This is a genomic window from Bremerella alba (assembly GCF_013618625.1).
Taxonomy (GTDB): domain Bacteria; phylum Planctomycetota; class Planctomycetia; order Pirellulales; family Pirellulaceae; genus Bremerella; species Bremerella alba.
Genome location: NZ_JABRWO010000002.1, coordinates 242,851 through 255,616 on the forward strand (window position 1 = coordinate 242,851; position 12,766 = coordinate 255,616).

Annotated in this window: 12 protein-coding genes; 8 read left to right on the forward strand and 4 right to left on the reverse strand. The window is 56.2% G+C overall.

What is annotated here, in order from left to right; genetic code table 11:
* The first annotated feature begins 289 nt into the window (after positions 1-289).
* The gene (locus HOV93_RS04160; protein ID WP_207395204.1) at positions 290-1,744 is read left to right on the forward strand and encodes a catalase; all 1,455 of its coding nucleotides are present in this window, start codon (positions 290-292) and stop codon (positions 1,742-1,744) included.
* A gap of 114 nt (positions 1,745-1,858) precedes the next feature.
* On the opposite strand, the gene HOV93_RS04165 is transcribed toward HOV93_RS04160, so the two are convergent.
* The gene (locus HOV93_RS04165) at positions 1,859-2,089 is read right to left on the reverse strand and encodes a hypothetical protein (protein WP_207395205.1); all 231 of its coding nucleotides are present in this window, start codon (positions 2,087-2,089) and stop codon (positions 1,859-1,861) included.
* A gap of 269 nt (positions 2,090-2,358) precedes the next feature.
* On the opposite strand from HOV93_RS04165, the gene HOV93_RS04170 reads away from it, so the two are divergent.
* The 3 genes from HOV93_RS04170 to HOV93_RS04180 all read left to right on the forward strand — a co-directional run bounded on the left by HOV93_RS04170 (position 2,359) and on the right by HOV93_RS04180 (position 4,801).
* A complete protein-coding gene (locus tag HOV93_RS04170; protein ID WP_207395206.1) occupies positions 2,359-3,135 on the forward strand; it encodes a M90 family metallopeptidase in 777 nt (258 codons plus the stop codon).
* Between the two features lie 46 nt (positions 3,136-3,181).
* The gene (locus tag HOV93_RS04175; RefSeq protein ID WP_207395207.1) at positions 3,182-4,192 is read left to right on the forward strand and encodes a sialidase family protein; all 1,011 of its coding nucleotides are present in this window, start codon (positions 3,182-3,184) and stop codon (positions 4,190-4,192) included.
* 135 nt (positions 4,193-4,327) lie between these two features.
* Entirely contained in the window at positions 4,328-4,801 is a 474-nt protein-coding gene (locus tag HOV93_RS04180) for a hypothetical protein (RefSeq protein WP_207395208.1), read from the forward strand.
* A gap of 23 nt (positions 4,802-4,824) precedes the next feature.
* Here HOV93_RS04180 and HOV93_RS04185 read toward each other — a convergent pair whose 3' ends face one another.
* The gene (locus HOV93_RS04185) at positions 4,825-5,400 is read right to left on the reverse strand and encodes a hypothetical protein (RefSeq protein ID WP_207395209.1); all 576 of its coding nucleotides are present in this window, start codon (positions 5,398-5,400) and stop codon (positions 4,825-4,827) included.
* A 231-nt stretch (positions 5,401-5,631) separates the two neighbouring features.
* Positions 5,632-6,576: an acyl-CoA desaturase gene (locus HOV93_RS04190; protein WP_207395210.1), complete on the reverse strand. Its 945-nt coding sequence runs from the start codon at positions 6,574-6,576 to the stop codon at positions 5,632-5,634.
* A gap of 327 nt (positions 6,577-6,903) precedes the next feature.
* Between HOV93_RS04190 and HOV93_RS04195 the strand changes: the two genes are divergently transcribed.
* Positions 6,904-7,935: a phosphotransferase enzyme family protein gene (locus HOV93_RS04195; RefSeq protein WP_207395211.1), complete on the forward strand. Its 1,032-nt coding sequence runs from the start codon at positions 6,904-6,906 to the stop codon at positions 7,933-7,935.
* 236 nt (positions 7,936-8,171) lie between these two features.
* Here HOV93_RS04195 and HOV93_RS04200 read toward each other — a convergent pair whose 3' ends face one another.
* On the reverse strand, positions 8,172-9,017 hold the full coding sequence (locus HOV93_RS04200; protein ID WP_207395212.1) for a hypothetical protein: 846 nt from the start codon (positions 9,015-9,017) through the stop codon (positions 8,172-8,174).
* 640 nt (positions 9,018-9,657) lie between these two features.
* Between HOV93_RS04200 and HOV93_RS04205 the strand changes: the two genes are divergently transcribed.
* From HOV93_RS04205 to hemL, 3 genes are all read left to right on the forward strand, one after another.
* A complete protein-coding gene (locus HOV93_RS04205; protein WP_207395213.1) occupies positions 9,658-10,677 on the forward strand; it encodes a DUF1559 domain-containing protein in 1,020 nt (339 codons plus the stop codon).
* Positions 10,678-10,830: 153 nt separating this feature from the next.
* On the forward strand, positions 10,831-11,253 hold the full coding sequence (locus HOV93_RS04210) for a carboxypeptidase regulatory-like domain-containing protein (RefSeq protein ID WP_207395214.1): 423 nt from the start codon (positions 10,831-10,833) through the stop codon (positions 11,251-11,253).
* 211 nt (positions 11,254-11,464) lie between these two features.
* Complete coding sequence (gene hemL / locus HOV93_RS04215; RefSeq protein WP_207395215.1) at positions 11,465-12,754, forward strand: glutamate-1-semialdehyde 2,1-aminomutase; 1,290 nt, start codon at positions 11,465-11,467, stop codon at positions 12,752-12,754.
* The last annotated feature ends 12 nt before the right edge of the window (positions 12,755-12,766 follow it).

Consider the following 12,766-nt stretch of genomic DNA (forward strand, 5'->3'; position numbering starts at 1 on the left):
ATCAAAAAGTGATTCGCACCCTAAGTCTTTTTCCATTCTCGTGCCGTGATCACTCGTCGTCTTAAGCTTGCTCAGTAATTGTCCTGCATGCTAAAAATAATTTCTAACCATCGCGACCAAGGTTCCTCGTTTTAACTCTTCTGTACGTGTTAGGTTTGCTTTACTCTCTGCGGTATTGTCTAAAATACGCCTTGTCACCGCTCCCACGATCAACCCGCACGCCTGAGGACGCATTCGCGCGATCAGGCAATTCAATTCCACCCCAACAACAGGCACCCGGGAGACATTCATGTCCAGCAACAAGCCGAAACCAACCACCACCGACGCCGGCATTCCCGTGCCCAGCGACGAGCACTCGTTGACCGTGGGCCCCGACGGCCCCATCTTGCTGCACGATCACTACCTGATCGAGCAGATGGCCAACTTCAATCGCGAACGCATCGCCGAGCGGCAACCGCACGCCAAAGGCTCGGGCGCGTTCGGCCACTTTGAAGTCACCCACGACGTCAGCAAGTACACCAAGGCCGCCGTCTTTCAGCCAGGTACCAAGACCGATACGCTCATTCGCTTCTCGACCGTGGCCGGCGAACGAGGCAGCCCCGACACGTGGCGAGATCCACGTGGTTTCGCGCTGAAGTTCTACACCACCGACGGCAACTACGACATGGTCGGCAACAACACGCCGGTCTTCTTCGTCCGCGACCCGCTGAAGTTTCAACACTTCATTCGCTCGCAGAAACGCCGCGCCGACAACGGCCTGCGAGACCATGACATGCAGTGGGACTTCTGGACCCTCTCGCCAGAATCGGCTCATCAGGTCACGTGGTTGATGGGTGACCGGGGCATTCCCAAAACGTGGCGACACATGAACGGCTATTCCAGCCATACCTACATGTGGGTCAACAACCAAGGAGAACGCTTCTGGGTGAAGTACCACTTCAAAACCGACCAAGGCATCGACTTCTACACCCAGGACGAAGCCGAAAAAATGGCCGGGCAAGATTCCGACGTCCATCGCCGCGATCTGTTCAACTCTATCAAAGAAGGCAACTTCCCCAGTTGGACGTTGAAGATGCAGATCATGCCGTTCGAGGAAGCGAAGACTTACCGCTTCAATCCGTTCGATCTGACCAAGGTCTGGCCGCACGGCGATTATCCTCTGCACGAAGTCGGCAAGCTCACGCTCAACCGCAACCCGACCGACTTCCACACCGAGATCGAGCAGGCCGCTTTCGAGCCCAACAACATCGTCCCCGGCATCGGCGTTAGCCCCGACAAGATGCTGCTAGGCCGCATGTTCGCTTACTCGGACGCCCACCGTGCCCGGATGGGGGTCAACTATAAGCAGATCCCGGTCAACCAGCCGCAGTGCCCTTTCCATAGCTACAGCAAGGATGGCGCGATGCGAACGCAAAACGTAACCGACCCGGTCTACGCCCCGAACTCGAAAGGAGGCCCCGCCGCCGATCCTTCGCGTAACCCAGAAACCGAAGTCTGGAGCGCCGACGGCGAGTTCGTCCGGGCAGCCTACACGCTCCGCAAAGACGACGACGACTGGGGCCAGGCTGGTACCATGGTCCGTGAAGTCTTGGACGACGCGGCTCGCGACCGGTTGGTCTCGAACGTCGTCGGCCACCTAAGCCAAGACGTCACCGAGCCAGTACTCCAAAGGGCGTTTGAGTATTGGAAGAACATCGACCCAGATGTTGGGGCCCGGATTGAAAAGGGCGTGAAGGGCAATTAGCTCTTCCGGCACCAGATGATTTCAACCCCTGGTCGTCTTGTTCGGCCAGGGACGGGGCGACTCCGCAATAATGCGGGCTACGTTCGCTTTCTTTCCAGAGCGATCATCGCGGTTTCAAGACGCTTCGCGTTTGTACCGATCGAACAACAGGATGCTCGCAATCAACGCCAGCATTCCACCACAAAAGAGAAGGCCGCCAAAGACCTGATTGTTCTTGTCGTTGGCTACAACTGAAGCAACCAACAGGGAACCAATGCAGATGGCGAACAGAAACCAAGATTCAACCATGGCCCATGCTCCAGGCTGAGACATATCGATCGAGCGTTGGCGTGGTTGGTTTTTCATTGGCGTTCTCGATGGAAGAAAACAAAGGAGGCGAAAGGGCTCTGGTGAAAACTTGAGCCTACTGAAGAATCATAACACGGGGAACTGAGCCAGCGTGTGGCACTGCCGCCCTCGGCAGTGTGGTGCGGCCGTCTCAGCATAATGCTCAACCAGGTCGATTGAAATCATTCCATGCGAATGAGATACTGACATCCGCTTCGTCTTCGCTTATCAAACGTTGACGCGACGTTTGTTCAGGCTCCCTGCTTCTTTAAGGTTCGTTTTGCTGCATGTTATTCTCCTGGTTCAAGAGTCGCTCTCGTCGAAGGATTAAAGAAGCCGCGTTTCCTGAACCTTGGCGGCAAATCTTAGTCGACAACTTGTGGCAATACGCACGGCTGACCTCCGACGAAAAAACGAGCCTGCACCAATCGATGGCGGTCTTGCTGCAGGAAAAAAACTGGGAAGGCTGCAATGGTTTTCATGTCGACGAAGAAACCAAAGTGCTTGTCGCGGCGCAAGTCGGGCTGCTGACCCTGGGACTAGAAGACGAGTATTTCGACAATGTCTTATCGATTCTTATCTATCCCACTGCCTACCGAGCGACGTCCCAAAGTTCGCCTGGTGCTGGTATTATCATCGAAGGGCAAAGCGATCGCCTGGGCGAAGCCTGGTACCGCGGCCCTGTGATTTTGACCCACCCCGATATCGTGGACGGAGCCCAGAGTACCCACGGAGGGCGCAATCTCGTCATGCACGAGTTCGCCCATCAAATCGACATGCTCAATGGTCGTGTCGCCGACGGTATTCCGCCCATCGATTCTCATGAAGAGGTCGAACGCTGGAACCACTGCTTTGAACATACCTACCAGCAATTGGTTGAAGATTGCCAGCGCGGCAGATCGGCCTTGGTCGACTGTTATGGAGCCACCAATAAAGCAGAGTGCTTCGCCGTCCTTTCCGAAACCTTCTTCCAACAGCCCCAGCGAATCGCTCAGAACGACCCCGATATGTTCCAAGCGTTATGCGGCTACTACCGACAAGACCCCCAACGTTGGCAAAACTGATTGCCAAACAACCCCTCCTGCCCTGCCTATTTAAGGAACTCGCCGCATGGTTCGTTGTTTGATTTTATGCCTGACCTTAGGGTCTGTCAGCCTCGCCGTTTCCCCGCTGTTCGCGGCAGATAATCCTCAGGCCGAAATAATCAGCGTCGAGAAGATCTGGGACCAAGCTCCTCATAATGCATTCACTGATTTGGTCCGTTTCCAAGACCGATGGTTCTGTGTCTTTCGTGAGGGCCAAAAGCATGTTTCCAAGGATGGTGCTTTGCGTGTTCTAAGTTCGGTTGATGGAAAGAACTGGAAATCGGCGGCGCTAATAACCTCGGACACTGCCGACCTACGCGATGCGAAGATTTCCGTCACTCCTGATGGGCGACTATGCCTTGCCGGTGCAGGTGCCCTGCATCAACCGGCCGCCGCTAAGCACCAATCGTATGTTTGGTACTCGGATGACGGCACAGACTGGAGCACTCCGACCGAAGTCGGCGACCCGAACTTCTGGCTTTGGCGAATTGCCTGGCACAATGGCAATGCCTACGGAATTGGTTATGGCACCTCAGGTGCCCGAGCCGCTCGTTTTTACAAGAGCACCGACGGAAAGACTTTTGAACAGGTTGGCCAAGACTTTGAGATCGACGGCTACATGAACGAGACCGGACTCGTGTTTCTTGAGGACGATACGGCCCTCTGCCTTATTCGCCGAGATGGCAAGCCCAACGATGCGTTACTGGGCACATCCAAACCACCCTATTCTGACTGGCAGTGGAAGAGCACAAACACCTACGTCGGCGGTCCACAACTCGTAAAGCTCGACGATGGCCGTTTCATCGTTGGCGGACGAAGCCGTACTCATGGAGCGAAAACTACTGTCTGGGAACTCGAACCCAAAACAGCCACGCTAACCCCCCTGGCAGACCTTCCATCCGGAGGCGATACGAGCTACCCCGGAATTGTCGATCACGATCGCAAACTGTGGGTTAGCTACTACTCGTCTCACGAAGGCAAAACGTCCATTTACCTTGCCAAACTAAAGCTGCCTGAAACGCCTTCGTCGAAGTAGCGAGAACCAAGGGTCAGAAGGTGTTCCTCGTCTCTTTTCGATTTCTCTTGACTCACTTCTTGGATGTTGTTGATAATATGGGCAATCGACGAAGCCTTTGTCTGCGCTCATTCCTTCTGCGAAAGGTTCTTTCTGATGAAAACGCGTTTTATGGTTGCCGGTTTGGCCTTACTGGCGGTTGCGGCGGTTTCCCTGGTCGCGGCTGAAATCGACCTCGAAGGGGTTAAGTGCATCATGAACCCCAAGGCGGCGGCTAAGGCCGACAAGTCGCTTGAATACAAGGGTGGCGAAGTCTTCTTCTGCTGCAACAATTGCCCCAAGGGCTTTACCAAGAAGCTGGAAGCCAAAGACAAAACCGTCATGGCTAAGGCCAACCATCAGCTGGTCGCCACCGCACAAGCCAAGCAGGAACATTGCCCCTTCACCGGCGGCCCGATGAACAAGGAACTGACGGTCGATGGAGCCACGGTTAAGTTCTGCTGCAACAACTGCAAAGGCAAAGCCGAAACCATGGACGGGGACGAGCAGCTGACCGCTTTGTTCGGTGAAGAAGCCTGGGAAAAGGCTGGCTTCGAAGTCGCCGAAGCGAAAAAGTCGGATACCAAGTAGTTGGACTTTCGCTGGCAACGATGCTACCCAATCGGTAGCATCCGGCGGAACTTCCAGGCCGTGCTCAGCACGAACACGACAAAGAACCCGATGGTTCGCACCGGTAAATGTGCGAACCACGGAGGCTTGGTCCCGCTCACCACGTTGCCATATTCGTCTTCTTCGTACTCGATCATCACACCGCAGTGCGAGCAGTGATCGCCCACGCCAATGCTGGACGAGAGGGCCCCGTCGCAGCCGGTACAATAGTATTGAATGTTCTCGTTTTTGCGGGGCGGTTGGTATAAGTCCGCTCCGCTCAAGTCCTTGCTCGGGGACTTACTCTCAAGCTCTTTGACTTCTGCTGGTTCTGACACCTTGTCAGGCATCTGCTGGCGAAGGTACTTTCGATCGTTCTCGGAAAAGACCGTCAGCGGTATCGAAACTTCTTCGTCGTCTATTCGCAGCACGACCATTTGATCGGCGGTCACATCAACCAGTTCGCCAGGCACCTGATTGCCGTGTGTATCCACCCAGGCTCTTGGCTCGTCTGCCTGAACGACGGCGTTCAAACCTACCCCTACCAAACCCAAAACAACCAGCGCACGGATGACACCCATCGATAGGCTCCGTTGTGAAGAAAGTCGGAAGACAACGACCCGACCGCCCTAGCAACAGGCGAAATACTTAGGCCACCAGAAGCCTATACTACAAATGGTGGGGGTGTCGCCAACTTGCAGGAAAGTGGCAATGGACGTGACTCACTGCCCGAGAAACCTTCCCAGCACGATGGCCGCTGCGGCCAGCAAGTCCATCGTTTTTGGTGTGTTAGCATTTCTTCACATCAACAACTACCGGGCATTCTCCGGCGCTAATATTCGCTCGCTTCGAGCTTCTGGTCGCGAGACGTTCCACGCCAAGCCCACGCGTTCCAACAAGCAGATCAAGCGGTACGACAAATCGAGTTCCCACCACCTTCGCCCGTGGGCTGCGGCAGTAGGCAAGGCATGGTGGTTGTTGTGCCATCCTTCGCCGTGCGACAAAAGGCCGACCAGCCAGTTATTGCGGCTGTTGTCGCTGGTTGAATAAGTTTGGTAACCCCACATGTGCGTCAGCGAGTTTACCGCCCACGTGACATGCCATACAAAGACTGTCCGCACGGCCACGCCCCACACAAGCAGGCTCAATCCCATTCGCCAAACCTCGGCCGGACCGCCGCTCAGCCAACCGATGAATGCTCCGATGGCGAAGATCACCACAACGTGGGCCATGAAAACAATCGTCCAGCGCTGCGATCGTTCTAACCACATATAAAACGGATCACGCATTAAGTCCTTCGCATATCGTTCCAAGTGCGAGAGCCGCGCGACGTCTCGGTTGGTCACCATCAGCCAGCCCATCTGCCCCCACATGAAATTGACCAGCGGGCTATGCGGGTCGTGGGTTTGGTCCGAGTGTTGATGATGCAGCCGATGCGTGGCGACCCAGCGGGCCGGCGTATCCTGCAAACAGCACACGCCCAGCACGGCAAAGGTATGTTCCAGCCAACGCGGGCATTGAAAACTTCGATGCGTTAACAAACGATGGTACCCCACCGTCAATCCCAGCATGCCAAACAGGTGATGTCCGATCAGCACCGAGGCCACCCCTGACCAGCTAAACAGCCACGGCCAGAAAGCCAATAGCGCCAGCATATGCATCCCGCCAATTCCGAGGACATACGGCCACCAGATTTTCGACGGAACAGCACCAGGCGGCTTTTCCTGACGCAAAGTCAAACGCGACACGCTGGCCATGGGCACTCCAATGCCATTTAAAAAGGGGATCCTCCCCCGCAATCGTCGCCCAAGATTGAATCTTGTGGATTACGACGGTACGAAATCGAAACTCGATCGAGCCGATGCCCGGAAATGAGAAGCAAGGATTCTAACCGCTGCGAAAGTATCCTGATAGCCAAGTTTATGCCAACCGCTTACCAAACCGGCCCATTCTTCCAAACCTATTGGCTCTCTCCTATCTTTCTGCCGTAACGGACATCAAAACCTTTTCGCACGGCTGGCAGTTCCTTATGATCGGGGCCAACCCATCGCTGGCCATCTTCACTGTCGACCCAGGACTGAACCTTGGACCCCAATCATTTACCTGTCGATGATTCCTCTGCTTATCATTACGCGCTAGACCAGTGCGTCGATCACTGGGGCCTGGTCCTCGAAAAGACCTCGCTCATTCGCGATGGCATCAATCATGTCTATGGCAGCGAAACCCGTGACGGGGCCCCGGTCATCGTGCGGATTTCCAACGGGGCCGTACGCACTCGGGCCGAACTTTCAGGCGAGCTGCTGTGGCTAGCCCATCTGCGGAAAAACGGCTGCACGGTAACCAACCCAATCGCGTCTCGTCGTGACGAACTGTTGGAAACCATCGAGCTCGACGACGCCGTCTTGCACGTGGCCTGCTTCGAGCGTTTCCCCGGCAAGCATCTCGAGAAGACCTCGACCGACCAGTGGAACGACGACCTTCTGCTCGACCTGGGTCGCCAAATTGGTCGTATCCATCGCATGTCCGACGCCTTCCAGCTGCCGCCGGATAAGGACCGCAAGCAGTGGTACGAAATCGACGAGACCACCTTCCCCGATCCCCTGCCGTCGGCATACAACCGGGAAGTCGTCGAAATCATGCAGGCCTTTCTCAACAACATCCGCCAGCGACCGGCGCAGCCACGGCATTACGGCCTGGTGCATCGCGATCTGCACGCTGGCAATTTCCTGGTCGACGCCGGCAAGATCGAGATCATCGATTTCGACCTCGGCTGCTACGGCTGGCGAACGATGGATTTCGCCACGCTTCTGTTTGCTCGTTATTACTTCCCCAGCATCAGCGTGCCGGACGCTTCGCCGAAAACAGCCGGCAAGTGCCTGGCCCTCCTCGTTCAAGGCTACCGCGAAGAGTACACGCTCGACGACCAGCAACTGGAAACGGTCGCCGACATGATCTTGATCCACAGCACGCTTAACTACGTCATCGTCCGCCCTGCGATCGAACACTGGCAAAGCGCCATCTCCGAATGCAAAAGCTCGGTCGCCGAAAGCATGACCTGGCTCGAACAGCTTTGGCTCCACGGACATCCGTTGGAACTCGATCTCAGCGAGGTCTAGTCGAAGCTACCGAAGCCCGTTCACCACTGCGCAGCACAAACCCGTCCCCTTTCCAATGTCTGCGAAGGAAAGGGGACGGGTTTGTGGGAAGTTTGCATCTAGGAAGCGCACGCGCGATCAAAGTTCCGATCGACACAGAACTTCAACAGACGATGCTTATCGGATATCGCTGCATAAAGGCACTCACCCTAGCCCTCTCCCGGCAAGGGAGAGGGGACAAAGGGGGCGCCGAGATCTCATGGGGGCCCGCGTTCTCTTGCGATCTTCGCCCCCGGCGCTACCTTCGCACTCGGTATGCTCGCGTCCGCAGGGGCATGCCCTTCGGCTTCGCGGCGCGTGCGATCAGGCGTCATACTCACGTCAACGTGGGCATGGCTGCGCCCGGTGCGTACCGGTTGACCGACCGGTTTCAGCATCGGCATTGGCTTCTTCTTCACCATGCTGCCGGACTGGTCTTCACTGGCGTGAAGCGTTTCCGGCACAAGCCGTGCCTGCCGCTGACGCCGCTTAAGCACCTTTTGCAGCCGCTTCATTTGGCTGCCTTGCAGGCCGAGCAATTTGAGGTGAAACGAAACCCACGCAAACGCGCGTTCCATTTCGTCGGCTGCAGGAACCTGGAGCCCGTCGATACGCCTACGCTGGGGACCGACCTGCGAAGGTTGTTTCCGGCGTTTCGTCCGCAGCGGCGGGGTCTCTGGCGAAATAGCCACGCCTGGCGAAGCTTCGCCCGAGACCAATTCGGCCTGCGTGGTGCCAGCAGAAGCCCCCTCCCCACCATCGCAATGGCGAGGAGAAACGTCCGAGGCCAGCAGCCCCGGCCTCGATGGTTCAGCCTGAGAATCACCGGCCTGCGGCGACTCGGTCCAACCCGGTACTTCCTGGGCAACGGCTGAGCCGTCCGGCTCATCGCGTCGCGAATGATCGACCAGAATCACCTTCCGCCCGACCACCTGGGCCGGTACTTCGACCATCGTCCCACAGGCCAAGCACGCCAAGGTTTGACCAGCGCGCAGCACCCCCTGCGGAGCATTCTCGGTCGAGAACGATCCACTCAGATCAGGTTGTGCGTTGGCTTGGAACATGGCAATACGACTAACAATTAAGGGTTCCCTAGCCGAAGACGGCGTGGGCATGAATCTCGGTTTCAAGAGAAGAGAGACCGAGGTAAAGAAACGACATTTGGGGAAGCGTCCCCGTGATGTACTTATGTATACCACACAGGGTGCGCCTATGTAAAGCGCGAAAATCATTTTTTTGAGCAGGAACGTGAACCGGCCTGGAAAAGAAAAGGGTGCCAAATCCGCATGGGCATCGTTATGCCGTTCCGCCACTGATGCCCTTGGACGACGATGACCCCAACTCGAAATTGTGGCATGGAACGGTTTGGGTTCTGAGATCCGGGGCACAGTTCTTTTGGGTTGCGATGCACCCCCTAGCAATTTGACTAAATTGCCCTGCCAACCTGGGGGATCTTCTAAATTCCCCCTTTTTTTCTGATTTGTCATAGTAAGCTTGCAATGAACCGTACGAATTCTTAACGAGGCATTGTCCCACGATGCGCTGTTTGAGAGCTGGATTTCCCGATTCGGGTCGCTCGTAAAGCAGGAAGTGGTGATCGATTATTTTTATGTGATAAAAATTCACTTTTTCCTTTCCCGGAAAATCAGCCGGACATTCCCTCATTCCCCCCTCCATCATCATTCCCTTTTAGGCAAGTTTCTTATGTCGCCCCATGAACCCCGCCGTGCCAGAAATGGCTTTACGTTGGTTGAACTGTTGGTTGTGATCGCCATTATTGGCGTCTTGATTGCGTTATTGCTGCCGGCCGTGCAGCAGGCTCGTGAGGCTGCCCGCCGCATGCAATGCTCGAACAACCTCAAGCAGTTGGGCCTCTCTCTGCACAACTATCACGACACGTTCGGCTCGTTCCCTTCTGGCTATATCGACATCAGCGACCGGGCTGACGTGGAAGACAACAAGGGACATTGGTCGTGGGCCGCGTTGATTCTTCCATTCTTGGAAATGGGAAATGTGCACGACATTCTGGACGTCGGCCCAACCTCCCCTTCCGTCGCCATGGATACGTATCAAGAGATCATGCAGGCACGCTACGACGCATTCCGTTGCCCTTCGGACACCGGCCCCGACTTCAGCAGCACGACCGAGTGTGCCGGCTGCTGCATTGAAAATAGCGGGTCGACCAACTTGGGCCACTCGCTGTCCAACTACCTCGGCATCAATAGCTCGGCTTTAATTCGTGCGCACCAGGCAACGAACTTCGGCAATGGTACTACCGGGGCGACCGGCATGTTCTATCGAGACAGCGACACACGAATGCGTGATATCACCGACGGAACCAGCAACACCGCGATGGTGGGCGAACGCTGTTATCGCATTGGCACGACCGACTATCTAGCCGGGGAATTGTTCGCGGCTCGCGACTATGATGGTGGCGGTCCGGCTCACCGAGACCGCGGGGGCATGGCCGATCAAGGGGCGTGCAGAATTCTGCTAACCACTTATTTCTCGCCGAACAAGATTTGGCAACATGCCGACAGCTATCCGAAAATGGACGAGTCTGGCTTAAGTAGTCAGCACCCCGGCGGAGTCCAGATCTGCATGGCGGATGGCTCGGTTCGCTTCCTTCCGGAAACCACTGCCAGCAATATCAGTGGAGAAACCGATACGATCATGGATTATCTCGGCAACATGGCCGACGGAAACGTGATCGGCGAGTATTAATCTTTGCCCAATCTGAGGCCCCGTGCCGGCATCTAAAGTGAACGATGTCGGCCCTTCCCAGAAATGACTTAGCTCACATCGCCGGACGCAGACGACTGCGTTTCGCGCCTGACTCGGAGACTGTAACACTTGAACGCCATTTGCCAAGAACTTTTGAAATCTTACGCACGAACGTCTAGCCTTATTCTGCTTGTGTTGGCTGCACTGACCATGGGCTGCTCTAAGCCGCCAGGCCCAGAAACGGGTTACGTATCTGGCGTCGTCACGCTCGATGGCAATCCTGTCGGAAATGCCATCGTGAACTTTGAACCGGTCGACGGACGTCCCTCGGTGGGCTTTACCGACGCCAATGGAAACTATGAACTGATCTACACCGCCAACCGAGATGGTGCCCTCTTAGGGAAGCATCAGGTTCGCATCACATCAGCCGAAAGTTCCGGTGGCGGCGAAGGGGATCAACCATTGGTCGTGGCAAGCAAAGAAACAATTCCGGCCAAATACAACCTAAAGTCGGAGTTAACCGCCCAAGTCGAATCCGGCAGCAACTCGATTGACTTCGAGCTGAAGTCGAAATAGCCAAGGTGGTTTACCTTGGCGGGTTTTTAAACTCGACTTAGAGATCAGCCATGCCCATCAAGTCGTGGGCATGGTACCTGGTGCCGCTGATCTCCCCTCTGTGCCATTCTGGCAAATCGTTTCTTTCTTACCCGTTATCCCCCGCCCCTTCTCTCTGCTAAAACATAGGGACACCCAAACCCCCAAGGACTTCAGCCACAGGAACCAAGCCATGTCGCGCACTAAGAGCCACGAAATTTTTGCTCGAGCCAAGCATTTGATGCCGGGTGGGGTGAATTCGCCGGCTCGGGCCTTTGGGGCTGTGGGGGGCGAGCCAATCGTATTTGAGCGCGGCGAAGGGGCGTACCTGTTTGATGTCGATGGCAACCAATACATCGACTATATCGGGTCGTGGGGACCGATGATTTTGGGGCATTTACACCCGGCGGTCCGCGAGGCGTTGCATGCGGCGGTCGATCAGGGGACCAGCTTTGGGGCTCCGACCGAACGCGAGAACGGGCTGGCCGAACTGATTATCGAGTTGGTCCCTTCAGTCGAACAAGTCCGCCTGGTTAATAGCGGCACCGAAGCAACCATGAGCGCCATTCGCCTGGCGCGTGGTTTCACCGGACGAAACAAGATTGTCAAATTCAGCGGCAACTATCACGGGCACGTCGATAGCCTGTTGGTGGCGGCCGGAAGCGCGGCGGCCACGCTGGGCGTACCGAACTCGCCAGGCGTAACGCCGGGCACCGCCGAAGACACGATTGTCTTGCCGTACAACGATATTGCTGCGCTCGACCAACTCTTCGAGCAACACCCCGACGCGATCGCCGGGGTGATCTTCGAGCCGGTCGTCGGCAACATGGGCTGCGTGCCACCTATGCCAGGCTTCCTGGAAAAGATCCGCGAACACTGCACGCATTACGGCGCCGTGATGATCATGGACGAAGTGATGACCGGCTTCCGCGTCGCGATGGGCGGAGCTCAGCAGTTGTACGGCATTACGCCGGACCTGACGACGCTCGGCAAGATTGTCGGTGGCGGGCTGCCGATCGGGGCTTATGGCGGCCGGGCCGATATCATGGGGCACATTTTGCCAGCCGGCGAAGTCTTTCAGGCAGGCACACTAAGCGGCAACCCCTTGGCAACCGCAGCTGGGATTGCGACGTTGAAAACGTTGAAAGAGACCGATCCATACCCCAAGCTCGACGCGCGAACCAAAACGTTGGAAGAGGGTTTCAAAGCCGCCGCAGCCGAAGCAGACGTGCCGACGGTCACCGCGCGGGTGGGCAGCATGCTGACTCTCTTCTTCCACAACGAACCGGTCCGCTGCTGGGACGACGCCGCGAAGTGCGACACGGCCCGCTACGGGAAGTTTTTCTGGGAGATGATCGAACGGGGCGTCTACTTGCCGTGTAGCCAATACGAAGCACTGTTTATCTCGGCAGCCCATACCGACGCAGATATTACCAAGACAATTGAAGCCGCGAAACAATCACTCGCTGCGTTGAAGAAGTAATCAACCTATTAG

Coding starts and splice junctions, on each gene's coding strand:
- HOV93_RS04160 (WP_207395204.1), top strand. CDS start 290: ATGTCCAGCAACAAGCCGAAACCAACCACCACCGACGCCGGCATTCCC.
- HOV93_RS04165 (WP_207395205.1), bottom strand. CDS start 2,089: ATGAAAAACCAACCACGCCAACGCTCGATCGATATGTCTCAGCCTGGA.
- HOV93_RS04170 (WP_207395206.1), top strand. CDS start 2,359: ATGTTATTCTCCTGGTTCAAGAGTCGCTCTCGTCGAAGGATTAAAGAA.
- HOV93_RS04175 (WP_207395207.1), top strand. CDS start 3,182: ATGGTTCGTTGTTTGATTTTATGCCTGACCTTAGGGTCTGTCAGCCTC.
- HOV93_RS04180 (WP_207395208.1), top strand. CDS start 4,328: ATGAAAACGCGTTTTATGGTTGCCGGTTTGGCCTTACTGGCGGTTGCG.
- HOV93_RS04185 (WP_207395209.1), bottom strand. CDS start 5,400: ATGGGTGTCATCCGTGCGCTGGTTGTTTTGGGTTTGGTAGGGGTAGGT.
- HOV93_RS04190 (WP_207395210.1), bottom strand. CDS start 6,576: ATGGCCAGCGTGTCGCGTTTGACTTTGCGTCAGGAAAAGCCGCCTGGT.
- HOV93_RS04200 (WP_207395212.1), bottom strand. CDS start 9,017: ATGTTCCAAGCCAACGCACAACCTGATCTGAGTGGATCGTTCTCGACC.
- HOV93_RS04205 (WP_207395213.1), top strand. CDS start 9,658: ATGTCGCCCCATGAACCCCGCCGTGCCAGAAATGGCTTTACGTTGGTT.
- hemL (WP_207395215.1), top strand. CDS start 11,465: ATGTCGCGCACTAAGAGCCACGAAATTTTTGCTCGAGCCAAGCATTTG.